The sequence below is a fragment of the Thermosyntropha sp. genome (assembly GCF_017656155.1).
In the GTDB taxonomy this organism is placed as follows: Bacteria; Bacillota; Syntrophomonadia; order Syntrophomonadales; family Syntrophomonadaceae; genus Thermosyntropha.
Window position 1 is genome coordinate 126516 of the sequence record NZ_JACDOH010000004.1, and the last position, 25541, is coordinate 152056.

18 protein-coding genes, 1 pseudogene and 1 CRISPR repeat array are annotated in these 25541 nt (G+C 37.5%); all 19 genes and pseudogenes read right to left on the bottom strand.

The genetic code is table 11. The annotated features are described in order from the left end of the window. Positions 1 to 49 precede the first annotated feature (49 nt). A pseudogene (locus H0Z36_RS05505) lies at positions 50 to 213 on the bottom strand (transposase); the annotation flags it as partial. Between the two features lie 57 nt (positions 214 to 270). After that, positions 271 to 558, bottom strand: coding sequence for a transposase family protein (locus tag H0Z36_RS05510; RefSeq protein WP_296864245.1), 288 nt, complete (start codon positions 556 to 558; stop codon positions 271 to 273). A gap of 393 nt (positions 559 to 951) precedes the next feature. Further along, positions 952 to 1447: direct repeats of the CRISPR family, unit length 30 nt; unit sequence GTTTCAATTCCTCATAGGTAGGCTAAAAAC. Between the two features lie 228 nt (positions 1448 to 1675). Beyond that, the gene (locus tag H0Z36_RS05515; RefSeq protein ID WP_296864246.1) at positions 1676 to 3700 is read right to left on the bottom strand and encodes a TIGR03986 family CRISPR-associated RAMP protein; all 2025 of its coding nucleotides are present in this window, start codon (positions 3698 to 3700) and stop codon (positions 1676 to 1678) included. A gap of 3 nt (positions 3701 to 3703) precedes the next feature. Continuing rightward, entirely contained in the window at positions 3704 to 4273 is a 570-nt protein-coding gene (gene csx19, locus H0Z36_RS05520) for a CRISPR-associated protein Csx19 (RefSeq protein WP_296864247.1), read from the bottom strand. Beyond that, on the bottom strand, positions 4270 to 5652 hold the full coding sequence (locus H0Z36_RS05525; RefSeq protein WP_296864248.1) for an RAMP superfamily CRISPR-associated protein: 1383 nt from the start codon (positions 5650 to 5652) through the stop codon (positions 4270 to 4272). The genes csx19 and H0Z36_RS05525 overlap by 4 nt, the downstream gene beginning before the upstream one ends. Before the next feature lies 1 nt (position 5653). Beyond that, positions 5654 to 7852 (bottom strand): RAMP superfamily CRISPR-associated protein, encoded by a 2199-nt coding sequence (locus H0Z36_RS05530; protein ID WP_296864249.1) that lies wholly within the window; start codon positions 7850 to 7852, stop codon positions 5654 to 5656. After that, the gene (locus H0Z36_RS05535; protein WP_296864250.1) at positions 7843 to 9378 is read right to left on the bottom strand and encodes a hypothetical protein; all 1536 of its coding nucleotides are present in this window, start codon (positions 9376 to 9378) and stop codon (positions 7843 to 7845) included. Before H0Z36_RS05535 ends, H0Z36_RS05530 begins: the two co-directional genes overlap by 10 nt. Next, positions 9375 to 10724: a DUF1887 family CARF protein gene (locus tag H0Z36_RS05540; RefSeq protein WP_296864251.1), complete on the bottom strand. Its 1350-nt coding sequence runs from the start codon at positions 10722 to 10724 to the stop codon at positions 9375 to 9377. The genes H0Z36_RS05535 and H0Z36_RS05540 overlap by 4 nt, the downstream gene beginning before the upstream one ends. Before the next feature lie 390 nt (positions 10725 to 11114). Then, complete coding sequence (gene rpoN, locus H0Z36_RS05545; protein ID WP_296864252.1) at positions 11115 to 12503, bottom strand: RNA polymerase factor sigma-54; 1389 nt, start codon at positions 12501 to 12503, stop codon at positions 11115 to 11117. Between the two features lie 80 nt (positions 12504 to 12583). Continuing rightward, positions 12584 to 13525, bottom strand: coding sequence for a DNA-binding protein WhiA (gene whiA, locus H0Z36_RS05550; protein ID WP_296864253.1), 942 nt, complete (start codon positions 13523 to 13525; stop codon positions 12584 to 12586). A 54-nt stretch (positions 13526 to 13579) separates the two neighbouring features. Beyond that, positions 13580 to 14545 carry a YvcK family protein gene (locus H0Z36_RS05555; RefSeq protein ID WP_296864254.1) on the bottom strand — a complete coding sequence of 322 codons (966 nt, stop codon included), beginning with the start codon at positions 14543 to 14545 and terminating at the stop codon, positions 13580 to 13582. Then, positions 14546 to 15436, bottom strand: a complete 891-nt coding sequence (rapZ, locus tag H0Z36_RS05560) for an RNase adapter RapZ (protein WP_296864255.1) — start codon at positions 15434 to 15436, stop codon at positions 14546 to 14548. Between the two features lie 82 nt (positions 15437 to 15518). Further along, entirely contained in the window at positions 15519 to 16556 is a 1038-nt protein-coding gene (locus H0Z36_RS05565; RefSeq protein WP_296864256.1) for a bifunctional phosphoglucose/phosphomannose isomerase, read from the bottom strand. A gap of 67 nt (positions 16557 to 16623) precedes the next feature. Further along, positions 16624 to 17427, bottom strand: coding sequence for a Cof-type HAD-IIB family hydrolase (locus tag H0Z36_RS05570; protein ID WP_296864257.1), 804 nt, complete (start codon positions 17425 to 17427; stop codon positions 16624 to 16626). Positions 17428 to 17445: 18 nt separating this feature from the next. After that, the gene (locus H0Z36_RS05575; RefSeq protein WP_296864258.1) at positions 17446 to 18249 is read right to left on the bottom strand and encodes a Cof-type HAD-IIB family hydrolase; all 804 of its coding nucleotides are present in this window, start codon (positions 18247 to 18249) and stop codon (positions 17446 to 17448) included. 127 nt (positions 18250 to 18376) lie between these two features. Next, positions 18377 to 18730 carry a phage holin family protein gene (locus H0Z36_RS05580; protein WP_296864259.1) on the bottom strand — a complete coding sequence of 118 codons (354 nt, stop codon included), beginning with the start codon at positions 18728 to 18730 and terminating at the stop codon, positions 18377 to 18379. A gap of 95 nt (positions 18731 to 18825) precedes the next feature. Further along, on the bottom strand, positions 18826 to 20649 hold the full coding sequence (uvrC, locus tag H0Z36_RS05585) for an excinuclease ABC subunit UvrC (RefSeq protein WP_296864260.1): 1824 nt from the start codon (positions 20647 to 20649) through the stop codon (positions 18826 to 18828). Positions 20650 to 20670: 21 nt separating this feature from the next. Then, the gene (gene uvrA / locus H0Z36_RS05590; RefSeq protein ID WP_296864261.1) at positions 20671 to 23520 is read right to left on the bottom strand and encodes an excinuclease ABC subunit UvrA; all 2850 of its coding nucleotides are present in this window, start codon (positions 23518 to 23520) and stop codon (positions 20671 to 20673) included. A gap of 49 nt (positions 23521 to 23569) precedes the next feature. Continuing rightward, positions 23570 to 25540 (bottom strand): excinuclease ABC subunit UvrB, encoded by a 1971-nt coding sequence (uvrB, locus tag H0Z36_RS05595; protein WP_296864389.1) that lies wholly within the window; start codon positions 25538 to 25540, stop codon positions 23570 to 23572. Position 25541 lies beyond the last annotated feature (1 nt).

Sequence of the window (25541 nt, forward strand, 5' to 3'; positions counted from 1 at the left end):
ATAGTTGGGGCGACAGGTATTTGGTCTAATTTCTGTCGCCCTCTTGTTATTATGTGCAGCAATGTAATATGCGATTGCTAAGTCTATCAAATTTTCTAAATCCAAACGCATCTCTTTTTATAACTTTAATTTTTGTTATTAAACCCTTCTACACAGCCTTTATTATAAAGAACATCAAAATAATTCAATATTTTTCCAGTTGGTTATAGTTTTGGCTAGATAAAAAAATTCCTCAATGTTATATAGGTTATATAGCTTTACCAGCTTCAACTACTTTGAAAGTTTTCTTTTAGCTTCTGCAAAGTTGCCAGAATAAACAAAATCAATGACATTAGACTTTATAGGATCAACTAATCTGCAATGATATTTGCCTTTTTCAGTAGTTTCTTTAAATTCATTGATAGATAATACTTTCGGAAATGCATCAGGTTTATATGATAAAAAATCAAATATTCTAGCTACAGTGCAACTAGAAATGCCAAAATCCTTTGCAATTGATTTCATGCTGTAGTTGCCGCAAATCTTTTCAATAATGGCTTTAATTAAAAGTTTGGTCATTCGCTAATATTTTCCACAAAATCAGCTTCTGTTTTCTGCAATCATGAACTTTTCGAGTGATTGTCCCACAGAAAGGACATTTATGAGATTTTACCGGTTTTGATATGCTTATTTCACAACGATCTTCAAAATGATAAACACCATCAATACTTATATCTTCCAAAAAAGAAAATTCTTGATAAAATGATATTGCATTTGGAAGAATACCTCCCTTACCAGGGGTTTTGGGTGGCTATCACAGGTATTCGACCAAATGCTTTTTATTTTCCTCTTTCTCCATTTCCATGACACATACAGAATTCTTCAGGTAGCATCTAACCTATTCTTAGTGTTTTTTTGTTTTATGTAAAATAGCTACTACCAACTCCAACACAACTACTACTTCATTTCCAGGTTTCAATTCCTCATAGGTAGGCTAAAAACTAATCCGTATGAAGGCGGTGTAAACGATACATTTGGGTTTCAATTCCTCATAGGTAGTCTAAAAACTTGCAGGCTCATTGAATCTTATTGCATATCCTTCCAGTTTCAATTCCTCATAGGTAGGCTAAAAACTTACCATTTTTTATCGCTAAAAAACACATTTTATCGGGTTTCAATTCCTCATAGGTAGGCTAAAAACGAGGCGAGGAAAAATCTAGTTTATATTCGCGAATGTTGTTTCAATTCCTCATAGGTAGGCTAAAAACATAAAATCATTTTAAATTAAATAAACAAACACCCATGTTTCAATTCCTCATAGGTAGGCTAAAAACTTTTATAAGTGGTTTAGAAGGAAGGATGGACGAACTTGTTTCAATTCCTCATAGGTAGGCTAAAAACTCCACTTTATTCCCCCTGAATCCAAGTCCCAGGGCTGGTTTCAATTCCTCATAGGTAGGCTAAAAACCCGTTGAAATACCCATAAAAAAAATAAAACTTTATTTCGCTAAAATATTTAATTTAAATTTCATTTCTGTTCCTCATTTTAACATACAACTCAGAGTATGCAAGTATTTTCGTGAAATAAAACGATATTTAAAATTGTTGTCGACCTCCGGGATTTTTTGCATTATTAGAGGTCGACAACAATTCTTATAAATATCAAACATTATTATATTAACAATTTTTTGAATAATCAATTACGATTAGATACGATTTGACTTGGTCTTGGCAAAACAGGCCTCTCTTTGAATTCATTATGTTTCTTTCCATTATCAGCACAATATTCTATCATCATATACCTCGTTTTTTCCAGCCAGTTCTCTTTGTTGGTATTCTCCCAATTCAACATAGCCTTCAGTTCTTTCATCCGCGTAAAATCCCAAAGTGAAGAAAACTTATTTGCTTCTTTGGAATAAATCCTTTCTATAACATATTTTTCAAAAGCCTTTTTGAAATCCTCAAACTGCTGTCCCTGTACCTCATTAACGGACAACTCCCATTCATTTCCCGCAAAAAGCTTTTTATACCTTTTTTGCCTGTCAATAAGGAAAAGAACAGGTTTTATGGAAATACTCCCAAGTCCAAGCGGTTTACCCATACCAATCTTGTGATAATGCTTTTCCGGCAAATCTAATACAAAAAGCAAAGCTCCCAATTCCTCGCGCGAAAGATTTTCAAAGCGTACACGTGATTTAAATTTTATTCCAGGTTTAACAGGTCTTATTATAGTATACTGGTTTTTCTTATGTTCCCAGAATAGGTATTTTCTTAATTCTTCTTTTATTTCTTCTGGAAGTTTTGCAAATTCCTTTTTTATAGTTATTTTGTTATTATGAAATGAAACAAACTCCCATTGATTATCCAGTAAACATGATCCATTTAGCTTCTTTTCTTTTAAAAATTTTTCAAAATCTGATTTATTTACTACTATTTCTTTTGCCTTCCAGTATTCATCATTTTTTATAAAGGTCTTTCTATGCCAATAAAATTTATAACCTCTAATTAATGCAGAACTGTCATTCCAATGGCTTAATTTATCTTTAGGTGTATTTACTCCATCTGGTTCTTGCTCTAAATAATGCTGAAAGGTAGTAGGTTTAGGGGTAGCAAGAATTTGAGGAAAAGCCTCTTCCAAGAATATTTCTTCCTGATTTTCAACAAGTTCCGCATCTTCAAAAAAAACCCTTGTTGCAAATCTTCCTTCTTTGCCAAAAATAGCTTCGGCAAAATCTACTATCTCTTCTAACTTTAAATTCTCTGGTATATGATCACCAATAGCCAATTCATACGGAAGACGAAAAAATCCAGTATGCCCAAAAGCTTTAATTTGCTGGTTATCATCCATTATGTAAAATACAGGAACCCCATCCTTATTTTTCTCAAGTATTTTTAACACATCAAATTTCTCATCTCGATTAAAATCATTTTTATACTGGTAAATTTTTTCTTCTTCTACAATTATGCCTTTATCTTGTGCCTCATTTATAACCCAATGCATATGTTTTTTAGTCCCAAATGCTCCAGAAACTATGAGATATCCTTTCTGCTGGTTTCTTCCGCTTTTAGTTAGTGAAATAGAATTAATTTTGGCATATTTTAATTTCAAACCACCTTTGCGCCTGCGATGGATATGCTCACCTACAGGTTCTGGTTTAAAATAAACTTCTTTAAATTCATAAGGTGTTATATTTCTTAATTCAGCCGGCAAATCACTAAAATCTATTCGGTAAATCTGGGTATTATTTATAATTTTAGAAGGATAGATCTTATATTCATTCTGTTTCTTTTTCATAATCCCTGCCGAAAATTTATAGCTACAACTATCACTCTCATTGACAAACATCTTTCTGTAGTCCTGTCCTAATCTCGATGTATCACCAACAGCTCTATAATACAGCCTTTTATTATCATAAAAACTGAACTTGCCGAACGATGCAGTTTCTACAAGTGTTCTTACCATTCCCCTTATAGAACTCCCCGGTATTTTGGGTCTGTTATTTATAGAAAAAAAATCTGATTTTTGGCTTCTTATATACATAGGTGTTTTTGTTTCCATGTTAAGTTCTATATAACCTGAATATCTATCTCGAACAAAAAACTTGTCAAAATCCGGTATATCCTGAGCCGCTATTACACACTTATTTAATGGAACAAAATTATAAGGCGCCTTTGCCGGCACTCTTCTTTCCCCATTATTATTTCGTAAAGATCTGTTCACTCTTTAATCCCCCCTAAATTCTAACTTAATGAACTGGCTGTCTATAAAACCTGCTTGTCCAATGGGATTATAACCTATATAATTCCTTGTATGTAAAACTAATCTTCCTCTGATTTCAGACTCTAATTGTTTTGGTATAATTTCTGCCGGGATAATATAGCGAATACCTCTATCCTCCCAAACCTCATAAAAATCCTCATCTAACTTTTTAAACTTTGTACCAAACATCACTTGCTTAGCATCTATAAATTCTAATTCTTTATCCCCCTGTTCATCTTCTTTTATATATCGGAAGTTAAAATATTTTTTGCCCTTCCACACATGCAGTTCTTCTCGACCGTTAAATGCTCTAAGCTTCAAAAGATACTTGTTAAAATCAGGCATCTGGTTTTTATAAAATTCTATTTTTTTGTTCCTTATTTTACCAAACAATACAGCATAATGCAGCCAGCAAACTACATATCCATTTGACATTAAGGCCAGTTTATGCAATATATCATCGGTAAAATCCTTGTCCTTGAAAAGCTGAAAGTTAACCCTGGTTTTTTCTATTTCATAAAGTTTCTCCATCATTCTACCCCCAGTTCCTGCAATAAGCTTTTAACATAATCCTCCAGCTCATCCTTGCTCCCTTTTATCTCCAATTCTTTGTCATTTTTTCTTTTAAGAAAATATTCTTTTTTCCCATGTTTTAACAATGCTTCTTTTCCAATCAAAATACCTCTTCCAATATTTTTTTCTCCTCCTATCGGCAAATCTTCATTCCACAAGTCTTTTAAAACTAACAGCAGCAGACCCACTTCCCAATTTTTTGCATTTTTTATGGTAATACATAAATTTATATTCTCTTCTTTATGCCATATTGGCTTTGATTGAAATAGCTTTCTCTCCACAACTCCACCGGTAAAACGGTCTATTTTTATTCTCGTTTGCTCTGCTTCTTCTATATTTTCTATAATGCTTTCTTCTACTATCATTCTGCTCTTTATTTTTTTCCCTGTTTCATTTTCCGTATCTGCAAAGCCGAAAAGATCATCCAGCTTGTTTTTTATTTCCTGTATAAAATTTTCTTCTCTTCCTTCTAATAAAGTCTGAACTATTTTTACACTCCTGGCTTTTATGACTCCTTTCAGTGAAGTACCAGGCAAAACTGGTTTATCATTATATTTGATATGAACTTTGTCGGGATCTTTTGGATCAGTAGTATAGGAACTTATTATTAAGGAACTTTTTATAGAAAAAGAGGCTTTTAGAACAAAATCGCAGGTTTCTTTAGGAATGAGCTGTGGAATATCAGCAAGATTTATAGCACTAAATTTATCTTTCTTTGAAGAAGCCAAATATTGCAAATATTTTTCCCCATCCCGGGGGAATTCAAAACTGTAAACCTTGATTTCTTTGGCGAAAAATCTGCCAAAACCTTTAGTAGTTAAGGCTCCCAAACATACTTTTCCTTGTTCAAGTTCAGATAAAGCTGTTTTTAATATTTTCAAAAACATTTCCTTATTAAAGCCTTCTCTCAACGTCAGTTCTGCCTGTAAGCGAAAGTTCAAATCTCTATTCACTATCTCATAATCATATTTAGCCTTTTCTCGGGCAATGCCCGTTTTGGCTACTATCGCTACTCCATCCCGTATGCCCGTCAAACTACCATCCTTTTTTCCTATCAATTTGAGATCGCTTACTGTAAAATGACTCTGGCAGACATTTCTTTTATCGGCATCAACAAAACCCCAAAATTGATTAAAAGATTCTTCATTTTCTACTAAAAAGTTACTTTCCAAATGGTGCCGCAGTGCTCCTACAAAAGAAGTAGCAGGAATATAAGGATTACCTTTTTCATCCTTTAAAATTTCTACGTCTATAATATCTCCTTTGCCTGACCCTATAACAAAAGGTGATTTATTTTCAAGTATGCCGGTTATCACAATTTTACCAACAACTTTACTCATGCTATTTATCCCCCTGTTTTTTGAATAACCTCAGACAACGCAGGAAAGAAATCCAATAAGTTTTAGAAATCTCCCATTTAAAATCATGATCATTTTCTATGTCCCAACTAAGCAATTCTAATATTTTGAAAAACTTTTGGAAATCTGCTTGGTTTTTAATTTCATCATAAATATTCAATTCACATAATTCATCCCACAACTTTACGCTATCGAGGACATCTCCTGCATTTTTCCCTTCCAGCTGCTCTATCCTCTTTCTGGCGTCTTCTAAGATTTCAGCCTCTAATAGCATACCTTCTAATCTGCCCAGCAAATGATTAGAAATCTGCCAGTATCTTTTATTTTCTTCCGCTTTTTTTAAACCTTTATACTTTACAAATGCTAATATATCTGTTTTTACTATATATTCCAAAACAGGAGACACTTTACTTCCTGCCACAGTTTCTTCTATCCCAATAGAATTCCTATCTTCATTCGCTTCTCTTTCAGCATATCTTTCTTCCAAAGTTTCATATATTCTTATCTGCCCGAATCCTGCTTCGGTTTTTTCTCCCAAGCCGTAAATCTGAAGTTCTTTAATCTTTTCCTTTATGTTTTCATAATCAGTCTCATCAAATATTAACCTCACTTCAAAACTTGATCCTGGTGCATATGCTGTATCTGCGGGAGACTTCATAGCCCATACCCCAACAAAATTTTCAACAGGTTGAATTTTGGCACATTGATTAATTACCTCTACTTCGCCGCCTAAAAATTCTTCCAAGTATTTTTGAAAAATTTCCTCTGAAACTTCAGGATAGCCCTGGTCGTTATATAAAATGATAGGAGATAAAGCATGAATTATAAATTCATCATCCATATCAGCAGCAGCCGTTTCTTTTATTTCCCCCCAGGTAAATTTAATCAAACCATATTGAGCTGTTTTAGACCTGCCGATAAAAGCAGTAAAAGAATCAAATAATTTTTTAATTTCCTTTAAATATTCTTCATCTCCCAATATTTCACCAATAAATTCTTCATCCGCATTTACAGCTTCATAGTAAAAAATACCGCCATCTATACTGCTTCCTCTTTTTCTATCTCTCGTATTGTGAAAATAAAAGGTGGTTTCAGGCTCGTAAAAATATATATTTTCCCCTTTCATGCAGCAAAAGGCAGCAACCGGCTTAGTCTTTTTCTCTTCTCTTTCCATTTTAAAAACATTATAAAAATTCCTGTTATCTTCTCCCTTTTCTTTTTGCAGACATAAAGGAGCAGGATAATAAACTTCTCCCTCTTTGGCAGGATAGGCAGGTTTTATTAACAGTCCTCTGTTTAAAAAAAATTCCCAAAACCACTTATCAAGATGGGCAGTTTCCTTATTCAGTCCCATAATATTGATAAATTTATGAGCCAGCAGTCCCCTTACTACATTCCCTGGAATATGCTTTTCCGTATAAACACTGTTTTGTTCTCCCACCTGTTTTGCTATTAAAATAGGAGAAATTACTTTAATATGATATTGTAAACTTTTCACACAACCTTTACCGCTTAATTCCAGCTGTTTTGTTCTGAACTCTTCTCTTCTTTCCTGTTCGTCTTTGTTCGTTAAAATACGTAATGCTTCTTCAATTCCTAATCCTTCAAAACTACAACTTATTTCCCCATATCCCCTATTTCTAGCAGTACCTATCCTTTTCAAATTTAAAGCCGCTAAATAAAGCAAAGCTTTCTCACGATCAGATAAAGGTTTGGTTTCATATATTTCGCCTTTAAAATTTAATTCAGGTTTTAAAACTCTTAAAGTCCTCAAACTGCTTTCTTTAGCAATACCTTTATCTAAATCTATGGCTGTTTGCTGCCTTATGGTTGTAAAAAATGAAGATATTTTCTGATAGGTTAAAAAGTTTCTGTATTTACTATCTTGCTTCAATTCTTTTATATCTTTTTTTATCTCTTCATAATCTTCTATAACTAAATTGGCTATGCTGATCTTTCCTTCACCTAATCCTTTACTGCCAAAAAGGCTATCGACTATCTCTGCAGCAATCCCTAACATTTCGCAAACTTCCAAGGTGCTTTCTTTTAAAGCCCCTTTAATGCGGCGGGAAGGTATATAAGGTATGCCCAATTCATCTAAAACTACATCACTGTCAATCATACCTGCACCTTCTCCAGAGCCTATTAAAGTATAAGAAAGGGTTTGCAAACTTATATGCATAGTAATCCCTCCGGATAAAAATCGATAAGTTCTATAGCATCAAAATAAGGAGTAGTTTGGTTGTTCCATAAATCTACATTTTCATAATAATTTCCTGCTTTCGGCAAAGACAGATTCTTTGCTCTCAATTCTTCCACTACTGCACTTCCTGCCTCTTTACTTTCAAATAATGCCGCCCTGAGTTGCATCAGCTTATTTTTGGGAAATCGATAAAAACCTTTTATTATATTCTTCAGATTGGCAACAGATTTCTCCCCACCTGCATCTATTCTATAAGGTCCAAAATGCAGGTTACCCTCCAGAGCCGTAAAGTGCTTTTGGAATATATCGTCTATTTCTCCATTCCATCCACTAGAAGATATAAAAAAGTCTATAAAAGAAGAATTGTTATGCTTCCGCGACTCTTTCTTAGCTCTATTCGTAAGCCCTTCTGCAAGATTATAAGCTCTGTAAAAAGGATATTTAGTTTTTACAATGCTTACTCCTCCACAGGCTGACAAATATTCTCCTAAAACTTTTTTACTGCTAAATTCTTTTATAAAGACTTCGGCCAGCCATAATCCTAACCTTCCTTCACAAATAAATGTAACATCATCTCCAGCTGCTACAACAGGAACTAATGGTAATACAGTTTTACCTCCTTCTTGTCTCAAATGAAAATCATTTTGGCAGGAAATTGTCTGATCCTCAATTTTATCTACAACTTTTTCAACCATTTTAGTAAAAGCATTCTCAGTAGCTGATTTTACTGATTTTGAAAGGGTTCTTATCTCCTGTAAACTGCCGCACTTGCTGAATTTCTCTCCCATTCGGTTTCCATCTACATGAACTACGGCTATATAATTTCTCAAATTTAAATGCTGCCCTAATTGGGTGATCTCATATGTAAATGTATATGGGACATCTTTTTTAAAAAATTTTTCTTCCAAATATTTCTTGGCATGCCTGGAAGCTTTAACTTTAGCATCTACTGCTGCTGAAATAAATTTAGATTCCGCATCTTTTCTGCCTAATTCCGCACTTTTATTAGTTCTGGGACAATCTAAAGTAAAACCATATTTATTTATATCTACATTAGGGAAATATCTATTTTTGTTATGCTGCAATTCTTTATGCAGTTTCAGCATAGAATCCTGGAAACTAAGCAAATCAAAATCTTCAATTAAACCAAATGCTGTCCGCAATCCGGGAGCTGTTGCCAAAAGATGTTTAGTATATATTTTTATAAACTCCCTAGCCTTATCAGCCTCTTTAAAAAAGATTAAGGTATTACCTCCTCCGATATAGCCGATTTCAAAATCTGCTTCTTCCTTTTCTATCACTATATTGCAAGGTTCCCTTTCCCATTTATGAATGTCAACATTCTGCTTGCCGAACAGTTTTTCCAATGCTTCTTTAAGTGGAATATTATAAATGTTTTCTACTATGTAAGAAGCACCTATATTTTCCCGCAGCTTATTGCTGGAAAATATATACTCCTGTATAGAAACAGTATCGATGAGCGCAGCAGTTAATTTATCATTCATTTGAACACCTCCTGGACAATTTTTTTCCCGATATCCTTCCAGTCTTCAATGCCGAATACTTTAATTTTGCCTTCTGCCGATCCAGTTTCATAAGCCAAATCATCCTCAAGAGATTTCGTCCCACTTCCCAGGCCTGTAACCAATATAGCTTTGCTTTCATCCCCTCCTATCTGCTTAACGCGGTGTATAACCTCAAAACCTTTTAATTTGCAGGTTCCCCTCTTTTCAGCGGTAGTAACCGATATACCTATCAATTGATAACCGTAAAGCACAAACATATCCAGTTCAAACTCGGTAGTATTTTCCCTGCTTGCTTTTCTTGCTTCTAATGACAAACCAAACTGTTCTCCCTCCTGTAACTCATTTGGCATTGACAAAAGTTCTGATTCAGTTTGACTATAAATATACCACTCCAACCATCTGCCATTTAAGAATTCCACAACCGGTTTTATCCTTTTTTCAAGTTGATGGTTGTTTATATCGTCTCCAGGTCTCCATAATCCTTGCTTTTCATCTATTATTCGGTTCTTTTCTGGAAATGCTTTTAGCAAATCTTTCACAAAATCAGGGGTTTCATTATCAAATCTTGCAACTTTTTCTGATATTTTTTCTATATGTTCTATAAATTTTCTTTTGCTCCTTAAAATATCATTGCCATTCTTAAAAACTTTCCTAAAAACATCCGACAACCATTTTGTAAAATCTTTGCTTTTTTCATTTTTTACTATATATTCAATTTGATGACTAATTTTCTCAAAATTATCTGCTCCAAATTCATTCTTAAATTTATATTTTTGTTTTATATCTAAAGAATTTTCTTCACATTTTTTATATAAATGAAGTTGCAAAAGTTCATCTATACTTATTTTTACATAATCCCGCAAATCTTTTTTCCCCGAAGGTTCAACTGTCCCATCTTCGAAAACCAGCTTATAATTCCTCGCATCGAGATAGGAAGCTTTAAGTTTATCATTATAGTTTTCTTTAAAAAAGTTATAAATGTGAACTGCCATCGTTTTGGTGCCGCCTGTGTAGTTTAAATGAATTTCTTCTATTTCATTCTGGTCTTTAAAGCATAGGCAAGCATTAATCCCATTTTTCAAATCACGCCTTATTTCTTTAGGATCCGATACATTCTCAAGCTTAATAAAAAAATAGTCTGTCTTTTCGGAATATTTTTCCAGTCCAGATTTTATTTTTTGAGCATAATCATAAGTCCCTTTCTGATAGTCTTTTTTCTCCGAATGTATAAGCACCAGCTTATCATAATTATTCAGGTATTTTCCTACCACATAGCTAGGAAGAGGATTAGTCCCTACAGTTAAAACTAATATTTTGTTAGCCAATTTTCATCTCCCCATTCTTAAGCCTCATATTTTCTTTTTAAACGGCCGATTCTATCTAAAAAATATATAAATTAAAATTATACAAGGAGAAAACAAGAAAGATCAGAAATGTTTGCAATCCTAATAGGTAGGCTTAAACTACAAAAGCAGAGCTTTTCCTCAATAGGTAGGCAACAAAAATGTGCTTAAAAATCTCTTAATTCTAATAATAACACAACAGCAAAAATTTTCCTATATCCAATCACTAAATCAAGGCAGCATATATCCCAGATGAAATTACCAGCATCCGCCTATTGGCACTCTTCCATAAAGGTTTCGCATTTCGGCATCCTGTCAGCTCATAAAATTTTTCCCGCAAACTAAAAAAGCGGGCTTATTCCACCCGCTTTTTCAATACCTCTTCCTTGCCATAGCCGACGGAATTCCTAATTCCTGGCGGTATTTAGCCACTGTGCGCCGGGAAATCTTAATACCGCGCTCGGATAAAATCTTTGAAATAGCCTCATCACTCAAAGGACTGGTATTGTCTTCTTCTGCTATAATCTCCTGCAGCATATGTTTTATGCTGGTAGAAGATACTTTATTATCACCGTTGCTGGCCTGTATCCCACTGCTGAAAAAGTATTTAAGTTCAAAAAGCCCTTGTGGTGTCTGCATATATTTGTTTGCGGTAGCCCTGCTTACTGTAGATTCATGTACCTGAACTATATCTGCCACCTGTTTCAACGTAAGAGGCTTAAGATAAGCCACTCCTTTTTCAAAGAAATCCTTTTGAATATCCACAATACAGCGGGCTACTTTATATAAAGTCATACGCCTCTGTTCAATGCTTTTAATAAGCCATAAGGCTGCCCCCATCTTTTCTTCCAAATACTTCTTGGTTTCAATCGAGAAATTCTCCGGCCTTTTAAGAATGTTTTCATAGACATGGTTAATCATCAGCCTTGGAAAATGAAAATCATTGATTACTACTACATATTCTCCCTCAATTTTCTCTACTAAAACATCAGGCACCACATACTTTATCTCTTCATCATTGCTGTACTGTAATCCAGGCTTAGGATCGAGGGTTCGTATGAGATCACATATTTCCTGCACCTGATGAACCGGAACTTCCAGCTTCTGAGCTATTTTGTTTATCTTTCCTTTAGCAATGTCATCTAGATGATAAAGAATTATTTGCTTTGCAACTTCACTTTCCTTACCGTAATGAGCTAGTTGAATAAGCAAACACTCGGGTAAATCCCGGGCTCCTACTCCATAAGGGCTAAATGTCTGAATTATCTTTAAAACTCTTTCTATATCTTCCTTGGCTTTATTAAGGTTTAAAGCTATTTCCTCTACACTACTCGATAAATATCCTTTACTATCAATATTGCCGATAATATATTCACCTATCTCCAGATCAACAGCATCAGTTACTGTTAAGCGCAGCTGAAAATGAAGATGTTCATAAAGGCTGGGCTGCCGGGTGATATAATTCTCAAAATTTTTGTATTCCTCTTTTTCCCGCAAATTCATGCCTATATCCCGGTCATTATAATATTCCAGCCATTCTTCTATTTTTTCCTCATCATGTTCTTCTTCTTTTTCTTTATTTTCTTCCTCTAGATCATTCTCTTCTCTTTCTTCCAAAAAAGGATTTTGCTCGATTTCCCGGCTTATATATTCCTGCAATTCAAGGGCGGACATCTGCAAAACTGCAATAGCCTGACGCAGCTCAGGCGTTATTAACAGTTTTTGCTGCTGCTCCAAAAACACATCATATCCCAGTTTCATGGACGTCCCCCGCTTTCCTGGTTAAATACCTTATCCAAACCTGATTTCCTTTCTTTTTCAAGTTTATGCTCTATATTATCTCATAATTCATTCAATAAATCCTCTGCCATTTTTTCCAGCTTTCGCATACGGTAAGCTACCCCTGACTTGGTCAAAGGTGGATTAAGCATTTCTCCCAATTCTTTTAACGAAAGATCGGGATAGTTTATCCTTAAAAAAGCCAGTTCTCGAAGATGAGGAGGTAAACTCGCAACTCCCTTTTCTTTAACCAATTTTTTTAAAAGCTCAATCTGTCTTACCGAAGCATCTATGGTTTTAGCCAGATTAGCCGTCTCACAGTTGACCTGCCGGTTAACATCATTGCGCATCGATTTAATAATCCGCACATTCTCAAAATACAAGAGGGCTTTATTCGCTTCTATTATACGAAGAAAATCTGCAATCTTCTCACTGTCTTTTATATAAAGCACTACAGAATTTTTTCTTTCCGTTTTCTTCAATTCTACTCCTAATTTAGAGACAATTTTCTGCACATCAGCTGCCAGGCGGCTGTCGTTTAAGGAAATTTCCAGGTGATACTGCTCTTCCGGACGACTTACAAAACCACGGCTCAAAAAAACCCCCCGCAAAAAAGATCTTCGGCAACAGTTGCGGCTCACCAATCCTCTCCTTACTCCTCCTCTTACTCTACCTTCACCCTCAATATTTAAAAACTCACCTAAAGCCTTACTTTCTTCCTCCCCGATCAAAGGAGTATTTACAATATATATACGTTCTTTATTAAACCTCTTCCTCTTTTCCATGCGGACAGATGAAGAAAATCCATAGATTTGTTTTATTAAAGAAAAAATCTTACGGGCGGTAGCAGCATTTTCAGTTTCTATCTGTAAAGACATAATATCATTATCTTTTGTAATTTTAGCTCCAGCTAAAAAAAAAGCAGCCAACTCTGCCTTAGAGCAACACAGCCTATCCGGCATAACCCGGGTAAGTTCATCTTTAACCTCATGTGAAAACCCCATAATATTACCTCTTTATTCCGTATATAAAATCGTTCAATTCCACCATTTATGATTTTAAACTACACTTTTCAATACATCAATTATAATTGCAGCCAGTTTATCAGGATCATGCCAAGCCAGCTCATCATCTGCCACTAAATCAGCCTCAATTACCTTAATCCCCAGCTTTTCAATTCTGTCTTTATCTGCCTTTACAGGAACGGCACCTTCTTCCTTGTATCTTTTAAGCCTGTATTCACCTATAGAACCGGAATTTACTATAACATAATCTATAAGCTGTTCCCCTAAATGTTCAATTATAACCTTTACATGATCAGCAGCAGTATAATCATCAGTCTCTCCGCTTTCAGTCATGATATTGCTTATATAAAAAGTAACTGCCTTCGTTTCCTTAATTGCTTCCTTTATCTCCTTGACCAAAAGATTGGGTATAATGCTGGTATAAAGGCTTCCGGGCCCTAATATCACTGCATCAGCTTCGTTTATTGCCTGCAGGGTATCAGGAACCGGTTCACAGGTAGAGGGAACCAGAAAAACCTGTTTTATTCTTCCTTTATAATTCCTGATAGCAGTTTCACCAAAAACTGTCCTTCCATCCTCCATACAGGCTCCTAATATCACATGCTCTAAAGTAGCCGGGATAACTCTTCCTCTTACTGCCAGTATCTTGCTTACTTCTTTTATAGCCGAGATAAAATCTCCGGTTATCTCTGCCATGGCAACCAGAAGCAAATTGCCCATGTTATGCCCATTTAAACTCCCTGCTGTTTTAAACCTGTGCTGAAAAACTTTATCCATCAAGGTTTCAGTCTCGGCCAGAGCAACCAAACAATTTCTTATATCTCCCGGAGGCAAAACACCTAATTCAGTGCGCAGTCTCCCGGAACTTCCTCCATCATCGCTTACCGTAACTACTGCAGTCAAATCAGAAGTGTGCTTTTTAAGGCCTTTCAAAAGAACAGAAATCCCAGTCCCCCCTCCGATTACTACCAGCTTAAAATCCCGTTCCCTTTTATTCATCTACTCCTCCACTTTATACCTGAAAATATCCCGGTGCCTTATATTAACATTATATCCCATATTCCTGAGCTGCTTTCCAATATAATCAGCCAGGACTACTGAACGATGCTGCCCTCCTGTGCAGCCTAAAGCTATCTCCAGATTAGTTTTGCCTTCTTCAATATAGTAAGGTATTAAAAATCTAAGCATATTTAAAAAACGGCGGGTAAAAGATTTGGTTACCGGAGAAGATAATACAAAATCGGCAACCAGTTCATCCTCCCCGGTCATATCCCGCATAACCGGATCATAAAATGGATTGGGCAAAAACCTCACATCCATTACTATATCTGAATCAAGGGGAATCCCCATTTTATAACCAAAAGACATTACCCCTACAGTAAAGCGGGACTTTTTGTTCTCACCCAGTAAACTGATAATTTTGTCCTTAAGTTCCCTGGGAGTCAGGTTAGAAGTATCAATTATAAAATTAGCCCGTCCCCTAAGCTCTTCAAGCATCTGGCGTTCCCTTTCTATTGCCTCCAAAAGCCTATCCCTGACAGCTAAAGGATGTCTACGCCTTGATTCTTTAAACCTGCGCACCAAAACTTCGTCAGAAGCCTCCAAAAACAATATTTCCAGTCTTATATTGTCGCGACCAAGCTCTTCAATAACCTGGTTAACCTGATCAAAAAACTGTCCACCTCTAACATCCAAAACCAATGCAATTCGGTCTATTTTCCTTTCCGAATCCATTATAAGTTCAATAAACTTACGCAGCAAAACAGGAGGAAGATTATCAACACAGTAATATCCTGCATCCTCCAAGCAGTTTACTGCCTGGGTTTTGCCGGCTCCGGACAAACCGGTGATAATGAGTATATATATTTCGTCTTCTTTTACTTCCGGCATAAAAATCCTCCCCTGCCGCCTCTTGTTATCTACTTTAATTATATCAGAGAATACTCAAAGTTTATGACCGCATTTTGCTAAATTAACCCTCTGACAGCCGAGCTTTCAAATAATCTATAACCCCTACCGGAGTAGGATTAATACTATATCTGCCTGCCAGATAAACACTTGCATAATCCCCTAGGTAAATTAAGGAAAAAAGCCGAGCCAGAAAAGACTCTCCTCTGCTTTCTATACGCAAAAGGTTTTTAACCCTGTTTTTTACTATATCTTCGGTTATATCAATGCGCTTTTTTATCCGCGGGTTATCATACTTATCTTCAAAAATTACTATAACTACCCTGGATAAAATATCTTCAGGAACTGCAAACCCTACAACTTCATTATGGTTAAGTTCAGGAAAGACATTGTAATAAGCCGGACTTTTTGCATTTTCATTAATCTGAGCCTTAAAACGCAAGGCAGCAGTTTCTGTCCCCCCGATACTTCCCCATATAACAGGGATAGAATCCATTAAAGATTCAGCAAGCCTGCGTGCAGGATTATCTGGAAAAACTATATCGGGTTTAATCTCTTCACGCAGTTCAGATAAAACCTGTACTGTCTCCTCAATTTCACTTTTTAAATTAGGAAAAATCCCCAGTTCAGATAAAATCAAAGCCATGGGACAGAAAAGATAGCCTATGGCTGCCCGCGGAACCAGACCGGAAGGAACCTTAACCACCCCGTAACCGTCAGATTCAGCCATTAAAGACAGCTTTCCTCCGCTGGTTATACATATTATATCTGCTCTCTTATTTTTAGCCTTTTCATACGCACTCAAGGTCTCTTCGGTGTTTCCCGAATAGCTTACAGCAAAAAAAAGGGTTTTTTCATCTACAAAGTTGGGAATCTCATAGCTTCGATTTACTATAACCGGAATATTCCCTTTATTTTCTGCATAAGAGCGTAGAATATCCCCCCCGATAGCTGAGCCACCCAAACCTGAAACAACAATATTTTTATACCTTTTTTTATAATTTCCCATGAACGTAAACTCTGCCTTGAGGCATTCTACAAACTGATTCGGCAATCCGTAAAGATATTCCATCATCTTTTCAGCGGTCATATTATCCTTCATATCCATTCCCCCATTTCAGTTAAGGTTTATGCTTATATTTTCACCTGGTTTTAACCCAATATACCCATTAGTCTTTCAAAATAAACTTTTTAAGGGCATAAGCCACTCCGTTTTCATCGCTGGAAAAAGTGATAAAATCCGCCGCTTTTTTTACTTCTTTCGGCGCATTTTCCATCGCCACACCTACCCCTGCCCATTTAAGCATGGGAATATCATTATATCCATCACCTATTGCCATTACTTCTTCCCGATTTATACCATAATAATTACATATAAACTTTAAAGCCTCACCTTTATTTGCCTTCTTATGCATAATTTCAATATATCTGTTCTTCAAATAGCTGATGTGTAATTTATCTCCAAAATTCTCCCTGAGTCCAGCAGCTATTTTCAAAAGCCGTTTTTCATCATGGACTGACGCCATAATCTCCGTAATATTCCGATTATCGGCAAAAAAAATAAGCTTCCCAACAGGTAAAGGTTCTATCCCTGACTCTATATAAAAATCTACTTCCCGGGTTATTTTATCTACATATAGATTATCATCTGCATAAATATGGTAGTAAACATCCGCCTCATCTAAAAAACGCATTACCTCCAAAGCCATTTCATTCTCAAGGTTCTGGCAATATAAAACCCTATTACTCCCAGGTTTTTTTACTAATGCCCCTTGATAGGCTATCAAGGGCATATCAAGACCTAGCTTTTCAGCATAGGGCAAAGCTGCTCTGAACATGCGGCCAGTAGCTAAAACTACTATAACCCCTTTAGATTTCAGTTCTTCAACTGCTTTATAACATTCTTCTCCTATTTCCTGCCTCGAATTAAGTAAAGTATCATCTAGATCTACAGCCACTAACTTAATTTCCATAATATTCCTTATGTCTCCTTATCTCAATATCAGCTTTTCCAAAATATAAGCTACCCCTTCTTCTTCATTAGAAAAGGTCACATAATCTGCCTCTTTTTTCACTTCCTCCGGCGCATTCCCCATCGCTACCCCTATTCCTGCCCATCTAAGCATAGGAATATCGTTGTAGCTGTCTCCTATAGCCATAACCTCTTCCTGTTTTATGCCATAATGCTCGGCTACTACTTTAAGCGCCTCTGCCTTATCTGCTTTCACATGCAGAACATCTAAAAAATACGGTCTGGAACGGGTAATATGAAGTTCCCCTTCATAATTTCTTTTGAGTATTTTCTCCATTTCTAAAATCTTTTCCACTTCATAAGACATGGCAGTTACCTTTATCGAACCCCCCTCACCCGCCTTCCTGCGCAAATCAGGCACCAAATCAGCATTTAGACCGGCAAAATTTATATAATCCCTGCCTTCCGGGGTCAACTTCTCCATACATAAATTATCACCTAAAAAGGCATGGTAATGAACCTTGTATGACTTAAAAAAATCAATTATTTCCCCGGCTTTTTTCGGCTCTAAAGGTTTATAATACAACACCTCTCCCGACAAAGAATTCTTAACCAGTGCTCCCTGATAAGTTATCAAAGGAAGTTCCATATTAAGCTTTAAAGCATAAGGAAGCGCCGAAGAATACATCCTTCCAGTCGCTAAAGTAACTAAAACACCTTTATCCTTTATTTTTTTTATCATCTCTGCTGCTTTTACGCTTATATTACCTTTACCGTCAAGCAGAGTATCATCCAGATCAATTCCTATAAGCCTTATTGCCATAACTCCTCTCCTCTTCTAAACTTAATGCCTTTAAAATCACGAACTATCCCCAAATCAAAATTTATAGAAAGGCCGGGCAAATACCCGGCTCTACTATCTTCAGGAATTTATACAATTTTGATACAATTTAAAATTTCAAACCCTCGTCTTTTACAAAATAGCTTATAACAAAGCTTACCAAACTTAAAACAATAGCCGTTAATATTGCCCAGCCAAAGCCGTGAATATCAAATCCTTTTATAGTTACAGAAGTAAGCCAGAGCATAAACCCGTTTATAATAAAAGTAAAAAGTCCCAAAGTTAAAATATTGAGCGGTAAAGTAAGAATAAGTAAAACAGGTCTTATAATTGCGTTTACAATTCCTAAAAAAACAGACCCTACAATAGCTGCCCAGGGAGTAACCTCAAAACCTTTCAAAATCGCAGCAGTAAGAATAATAGCTATTATATTTAAAATCCACCTTACTACCCAGCCCTTCATAAAAACCCTCCTTAAACTTTATCCCTTTCCTTTATTTTAATAGCATTTGTAGCATTTTTCCATTATTTTTTACATTTACCGGGGAAAAATATCTTTTATTCAGAAAAATAATCCTTAATTTTCTGCGCTATTTTCCGGTTCATACCGGGAAGTGAAGCTAATTCCTCGACTGATGCTTTCTTTATCATTTCTACTGACCCAAAATTTTTAAGCAAAACCTGTTTCCTTTTTTCGCCTACCCCTTCAATATCGTCTAAAACCGAGGTTTTCATCTTTTTTACCCGACGGTTTCGGTTGTAGGTTATGGCAAAGCGATGTGCTTCATCCCTTATCCTCTGCAAAAGCCTTAAAGCCTCATCTCCGCGGGGTAAAACTATAGGAGTGCTCATCCCCGGAAGATAAATTTCTTCCCTCTTTTTAGCCAAACTGCAAAGAGGAATGTCTACATCCATCTCCTCTAAAACCTCTTTTACAGCATTTACCTGTCCCAAGCCTCCATCGATAAGTATAAGGTCAGGCTCCGGCAAAAAAGCCGGATTTCCATTACGGCTAGCTTCAAACCTCCTCCTTAAAGTTTGGACCAAAGAAGCAAAATCGTCATTTTGATCCTCTTCCATCTTAAAACGGCGGTAAGATTTCTTATCAGGCCCACCTTCGGTAAAAACCACCATAGAAGCCACGGTGTCTGTTCCTGCCAGGTGAGATATATCATATCCTTCAATCCTTAAAGGAACTGTTTCCATATTTAAAACCCGACTCAAGCGAATTAAAGCCTTTTCTTTTTTATTTTCTTCGTCATACCGTTCCCTGTAAAGCAAACGGGCATTTTCTAAAGCCATATCTAAAAGGTTTTTTTTGTCTCCTCTAACCGGAACTTTAATTTTAACCTTATGCCCGGTTTTTTCTTTAAGTCCAGCCTCCAAAAGCTCCGGTTCAGAAGGAAGGATATTGACTATTATCTCAGGAGGAATATCTTGTCCTTTTTCATAATAGCTGCTTATAAAAAACTGCATTTCGCCTGCTTCATCCTCATAAAGCGGCCTTAAAAGCCAAAAGGAATCTTTGCCTACAACCTTTCCTTTCCTTATCCGAAAAAGTAAAACCAGGCTTTCTTTCCCTCCCGCCTGCAGGACAATAAGGTCAAAGTTGTGTTCCATCCTTAAGCTTACCTGCTGTTTATCCTGTATTTTCCTTATATTAGCTATTGTATCTCTTATTGCAGCTGCTTTTTCAAATTCCAGATTTAAAGCAGCTTCTTTCATTTCCTCTTCTTTTCTTTTAATTATCTCTTCGTCCTCACCCTCCATAAAGCGAATAAACTCTTGCACTACTTTACCGTATTCCTCGGCAGAAACTTCACCAGTGCAAGGGGCAAGGCATTTTCCTATATCCCTATTCAGACAGGGGCGTTTAACCCCCTTAAAACCACGGCAGCTGCGAAGTGGAAAAATCTGCCTTAAAACCCTTAAAGTTTCCCTGAGGGAGCCTACATCAGGATACGGCCCGAAATAGCGGGATATCCGGTCTTTTTCTTCTCGGGTTATATAAAGGCGGGGAAACTCTTCTCCTAAAGTAAGCTTCAAATAAGGATAAGTCTTATCATCCCGCAGATTAATGTTATATTTAGGTTTATATTCCTTTATAAGATTATTTTCCAGAATAAGCGCTTCTACTTCACTTCCGGTAACAATAAAATCAAAATCAGCTACCTTTCTCATCATCGCTTTAACTTTAGGATGCAGGTTATCCGGAGACTGAAAATAAGACCGCATCCGATCCCTGAGCCTTTTTGCCTTGCCTACATATATAACCCTGCCTGTTTCATCTTTATAGATATAGACCCCTGGCTTTAAGGGAACTTCTTTTAACCGGGATTTAAGCAATATCAGATTATCTTCTTTTTCCCTTTCCGTCTCCATAAAACCCGCCTCCTTTCCGGCTTATATCCCCAAAACCTTGCGCAGATAATATCCGGTATAAGAATCAGGATTAAGGGCAACATCTTCTGGAGTTCCTTCTGCAACTATCCTTCCTCCGGCGTCCCCGCCTTCTGGTCCTAAATCTATGATATAATCGGCACATTTTATAACATCTAAATTATGCTCAATAACCAGAACTGTATTCCCTGCATCTACCAGGCAGTTTAAAACATATATAAGCTGTGCCACATCATGTTTATGCAATCCGGTAGTAGGTTCATCTAAAATGTATAAAGTCTTCCCGGTAGAACGGCGGGAAAGCTCAGCAGCCAACTTTATCCTTTGGGCTTCCCCTCCCGACAAAGTAGTGGCAGGCTGTCCCAGTGTAATATAGTCTAATCCTACATCCTGCAAGACTTTAAGCTTGCGGTATATCTTGGGGATAGCAGCAAAAAACTCTACCGCTTCATCTACCGTCATAGCCAGAACATCAGCAATATTCTTATCCTTATACTTTACTTCTAAAGTCTCCCGGTTATACCTCTTCCCTTTACATACTTCACATGGGATATAAACATCAGGAAGAAAATGCATCTCAATCTTGATTATTCCATCTCCCTGACATGCCTCACACCGACCTCCCCGCACATTGAAGCTGAATCTCCCCGGTTTATACCCTCTCATACGGGCTTCTGCAGTTTCGGCAAAAAGTTCCCTTATTCCATCAAAAACCCCGGTATAAGTAGCTGGATTAGAGCGGGGAGTTCTGCCGATGGGAGACTGGTCTATATTTATAACTTTATCGATATTTTCTATTCCTTTTATCTCCTTATGCTTACCCGGCCGGTAATTTAGGGCAGAATTTCGGTTTCGTCCCGGCAGCTTTTGCATAAGGGCAGGATAAATAATCTCTTCTACCAGGGTGCTCTTGCCAGAGCCGGAAACCCCGGTAACAACCACCATCTTGCCTAAAGGTATTTTTACATCTATATTCTTCAAATTATGTTCACCTGCCCCTTTTACAATAAGATATTTTCCGTTTCCTTTCCGGCGCGAAGCAGGAACCTTTATATCCATTTTTCCGGAAAGATAAAGGGCAGTCAGAGATTTTTCATCATTCATAACCTCTTCTAAAGTTCCGGCTGTTACTATTTCCCCTCCGTGGACACCTGCTCCCGGGCCAATATCCACAATAAAATCCGCACTTCTAATCGTATCTTCATCATGTTCCACCACAATCACCGTGTTGCCTAAGTCTCTCAGCCTCTTTAAGGTCCCAATAAGCCGGTTATTATCCCTTTGATGCAATCCTATACTCGGCTCGTCTAAAACATAAAGCACCCCTACCAGGCTTGATCCTACCTGGGTAGCAAGCCTTATGCGCTGAGCTTCTCCTCCTGATAAAGTGCCGGCTGCACGGTCTAAAGTAAGATAATCAAGCCCAACATCTAAAAGAAACTTAAGCCGGCTTTTTATCTCTTTAATTACCTGCCTGGCTATCATCTCATCCCTTTCCGAAAGCCTTAAATTTTCAAAAAAAAGAGCAGCCTCTTTCACCGACATAGCAGTTACATCCGCTATCGACTTTCCTTCAATCAAAACCCATAGCACTTCAGGTTTAAGCCGTTTCCCTTTACAAGCCGTGCAGGGAGCTGATGTCATATATCTTTCAATTTCCTCCCGGGAGGCATCCGACTTAGTTTCCCGGTAGCGCCGGGATAAATTGTTTATAACCCCTTCATAGGAAGTCCTGAAAGTGCCGGTTTCGCCATAAGAGTTGGTGTAAGTAACCAGGAATTTTTCATCACCATTGCCATAGAGAATAATATCCAGCTGCTTTTTAGTAAGCTTTTTTAATGGCTTATCCATAGGAATTTTATACAAACGGGCCATGCTGGCCGTAACCTGCTGATAATAAGAATGAAAGCCGTTGGCCCAGGCAATTATTGCTCCTTCTTCTAAGCTTTTATCCATATCGAGCACCAGATGAGGATCTATCTCCTTTTTTTCTCCCAACCCGTCGCACTCCGGGCAAGCCCCGAAAGGACTGTTAAACGAAAACATGCGCGGGCTTAATTCCGGGAGGCTGAAACCGCAGGAGGTGCAGGCAAAATCCCGGCTGAATATCTTTATATCTTCTTTTCCATCTTCACCTAAAATAACAACATTTACTATCCCTTCACTAAGCTCAAAAGCCATCTCTACCGCTTCAGCCAAGCGGCTTCTTATCCCTTCCCTTATGACTAAACGGTCTACTACTGCACTTATATCATGCTTCTTATTTTTGTCCAGAACAATTTCCTCATCAGCAGTATATTCATACCCATCGACCATTACCCGGACAAATCCGTCCTTAAAAAGGTTTTGCAAAACCTTACGGTGTTCCCCTTTCTGCCCTTTTACCACCGGAGCCAAAACCTTTATCTTCGTCTTCTCCGGCAAACTTAAAAGGCTATCCACCACCTGATCTACCGTCTGTCTCTGAATAGGAACCTTGCAATGCGGGCAGTGAGGTTTTCCCACCCGGGCAAAAAGAAGTCTTAAATAATCATAAATCTCTGTAACCGTTCCCACCGTAGAACGCGGGTTATTGGAAGTAGATTTCTGGTCAATCGATATTGAAGGAGACAAGCCTTCTATATAATCTACATCCGGCTTGTCCATCTGCCCTAAAAACTGGCGGGCATAAGTAGAAAGCGATTCCACATATCTTCTCTGCCCTTCACTGTAAATAGTGTCAAAAGCCAGGCTTGACTTGCCTGACCCTGAAACCCCGGTAAAAACAACAAGCTTGTCCCGGGGAATTTTAAGTTCAATATTCTTAAGGTTATGTTCCCTGGCTCCTTTTATATATATAAAGTCCCTGGACATTTTAAACTTTCCCTCCATATCTAAATTCAGCCAAAAACTATTTTATGCTTTATTTTCTTTTAAGCTTTCGTATCATATCCCTGAGCTCGGCTGCCTTTTCAAAGTTCAGCTCCTCCGCAGCCTTAAACATCTCTAACTCCAGCTCTTTTATTATTCTATCTCTTTCTTCCGGCGGCAGTTTGAGATATTTATCATCATTATTATAAGAAAGCGCCTCTTCAGCAATAACTGCCGCAACAGGCGCATAAACTGCCTTCTTAATAGTCTGCGGAGTGATATTGTGCTTCCTGTTATATTCCATCTGAATCTTGCGCCTGCGTTCAGTCTCATCTATGGCTGCCTGCATAGCAGGAGTTATCCGATCGGCATACATTATCACCTTTCCTTCCGCATTACGGGCCGCCCGTCCGATCGTCTGAATCAAAGACCTAGTAGAACGCAAAAACCCTTCCTTGTCTGCATCTAAAATAGCCACCAAAGAAACTTCCGGCAAATCGAGGCCTTCTCTTAAAAGGTTTATTCCCACTAAAACATCAAATACCCCGCTGCGCAGTTCTCGTAGTATATTAATCCTTTCCAACGCATCTATATCTGAATGAAGATAGCGCACCTTTATCCCGGCATTGCTCAGATAATCGCATAAATCTTCAGCCATGCGCTTGGTAAGGGTAGTAACCAGAACCCTAAAGCCCTTTTCCACCTTTTTTCTTATTTCCTCCATCAAATCATCAATCTGGTTTTCCGTAGGCCGGACTTCTACTTCTGGATCCACAAGACCGGTAGGACGAATTATCTGTTCAACTACCTGCTTGCTGTGCTCTAGTTCAAAATCACCCGGAGTTGCGCTTACATACACCACCTGATTTACCTTTTGCCAAAATTCCTCAAACTTAAGCGGGCGGTTATCTAAAGCTGAAGGAAGCCTAAAGCCGAAATCAACGAGATTTTGCTTGCGGGAACGGTCTCCCTCGTACATAGCTCCAATCTGTGGCACAGTAATGTGCGATTCATCTATAAAAAGAACAAAGTCGGATGGAAAAAAGTCTAAAAGGGTATACGGCGGTTCCCCTGGCTTCCTTCCCGTTATATAGCGGGAGTAATTTTCAATCCCCTTGCAATACCCTACCTCACTTATCATTTCCAAATCATATCTGGTTCGTTGTTCTAAACGCTGAGCTTCTAAAAGCTTTCCCTCTTTTTTAAACTTTTCCAGCTGCATGGCCAGCTCTTTTTCAATCTCTTCGGCAGCAGATAGCATCCTGTCCCGGGTAGTTACAAAGTGAGAAGCCGGAAAAATCATGACATGCATCCTGCGACCAAAAACTTCACCAGTTAAAGGATTAAACTCAACCAAACGGTCAATCTCATCTCCAAAAAACTCAATGCGCACTGCGTTTTCCCCAGTAGAAGCCGGAAAAACCTCCACTATATCCCCTCTTACCCTGAACTTTCCCCTCTCAAAGGAAACCTCGTTTCGCTCATAATGGTTTTCTACTAGGCAACGCAAAAGATCTTCCCGGCTCATTTCCATTCCCGGTCTTAAGGAGATAGCCAGCTTATAGTAGTCATCCGGCGAACCTAATCCATAGATACAGGAAACCGAAGCCACAATAATAACATCTCGCCTTTCAAGAAGCGAAGCGGTTGCTGAATGCCTGAGCTTATCTATCTCATCATTTATAGAAGAATCTTTTTCGATATAAGTGTCGGTTGCCGGCACATAAGCTTCCGGTTGATAATAATCGTAATAGCTTATAAAATACTCAACCGCATTATCCGGGAAAAACTGCTTAAACTCAGCATAAAGCTGTCCGGCCAAAGTCTTATTAGGTGCCATAACCAGAGCCGGACGCTGCATGTTCTGAATAATATGAGCCATGGTAAAAGTCTTGCCAGAGCCGGTAACCCCCAAAAGGGTCTGGTGTTTATATCCTTTCTTAAGTCCCGAACAGATTTTTTTAATAGCCTGAGGCTGATCACCGGTCGGCTTGTAATCTGAATTTATCTTGAATTTCTCCATC

What these genes read in the sequence shown, in the direction of transcription:
- H0Z36_RS05580 (WP_296864259.1), bottom strand. Translation starts at nt 18,730, where the DNA reads ATGAAGGGCTGGGTAGTAAGGTGGATTTTAAATATAATAGCTATTATT.
- uvrA (WP_296864261.1), bottom strand. Translation starts at nt 23,520, where the DNA reads ATGTCCAGGGACTTTATATATATAAAAGGAGCCAGGGAACATAACCTT.
- rapZ (WP_296864255.1), bottom strand. Translation starts at nt 15,436, where the DNA reads ATGCCGGAAGTAAAAGAAGACGAAATATATATACTCATTATCACCGGT.
- uvrB (WP_296864389.1), bottom strand. Translation starts at nt 25,540, where the DNA reads ATGGAGAAATTCAAGATAAATTCAGATTACAAGCCGACCGGTGATCAG.
- H0Z36_RS05525 (WP_296864248.1), bottom strand. Translation starts at nt 5,652, where the DNA reads ATGAGTAAAGTTGTTGGTAAAATTGTGATAACCGGCATACTTGAAAAT.
- H0Z36_RS05570 (WP_296864257.1), bottom strand. Translation starts at nt 17,427, where the DNA reads ATGGAAATTAAGTTAGTGGCTGTAGATCTAGATGATACTTTACTTAAT.
- H0Z36_RS05555 (WP_296864254.1), bottom strand. Translation starts at nt 14,545, where the DNA reads ATGAATAAAAGGGAACGGGATTTTAAGCTGGTAGTAATCGGAGGGGGG.
- H0Z36_RS05565 (WP_296864256.1), bottom strand. Translation starts at nt 16,556, where the DNA reads ATGAAGGATAATATGACCGCTGAAAAGATGATGGAATATCTTTACGGA.
- H0Z36_RS05530 (WP_296864249.1), bottom strand. Translation starts at nt 7,852, where the DNA reads ATGCATATAAGTTTGCAAACCCTTTCTTATACTTTAATAGGCTCTGGA.
- rpoN (WP_296864252.1), bottom strand. Translation starts at nt 12,503, where the DNA reads ATGAAACTGGGATATGATGTGTTTTTGGAGCAGCAGCAAAAACTGTTA.
- H0Z36_RS05510 (WP_296864245.1), bottom strand. Translation starts at nt 558, where the DNA reads ATGACCAAACTTTTAATTAAAGCCATTATTGAAAAGATTTGCGGCAAC.
- H0Z36_RS05535 (WP_296864250.1), bottom strand. Translation starts at nt 9,378, where the DNA reads ATGAATGATAAATTAACTGCTGCGCTCATCGATACTGTTTCTATACAG.
- H0Z36_RS05575 (WP_296864258.1), bottom strand. Translation starts at nt 18,249, where the DNA reads ATGGCAATAAGGCTTATAGGAATTGATCTGGATGATACTCTGCTTGAC.
- whiA (WP_296864253.1), bottom strand. Translation starts at nt 13,525, where the DNA reads ATGGGGTTTTCACATGAGGTTAAAGATGAACTTACCCGGGTTATGCCG.
- uvrC (WP_296864260.1), bottom strand. Translation starts at nt 20,649, where the DNA reads ATGGAGACGGAAAGGGAAAAAGAAGATAATCTGATATTGCTTAAATCC.
- csx19 (WP_296864247.1), bottom strand. Translation starts at nt 4,273, where the DNA reads ATGATGGAGAAACTTTATGAAATAGAAAAAACCAGGGTTAACTTTCAG.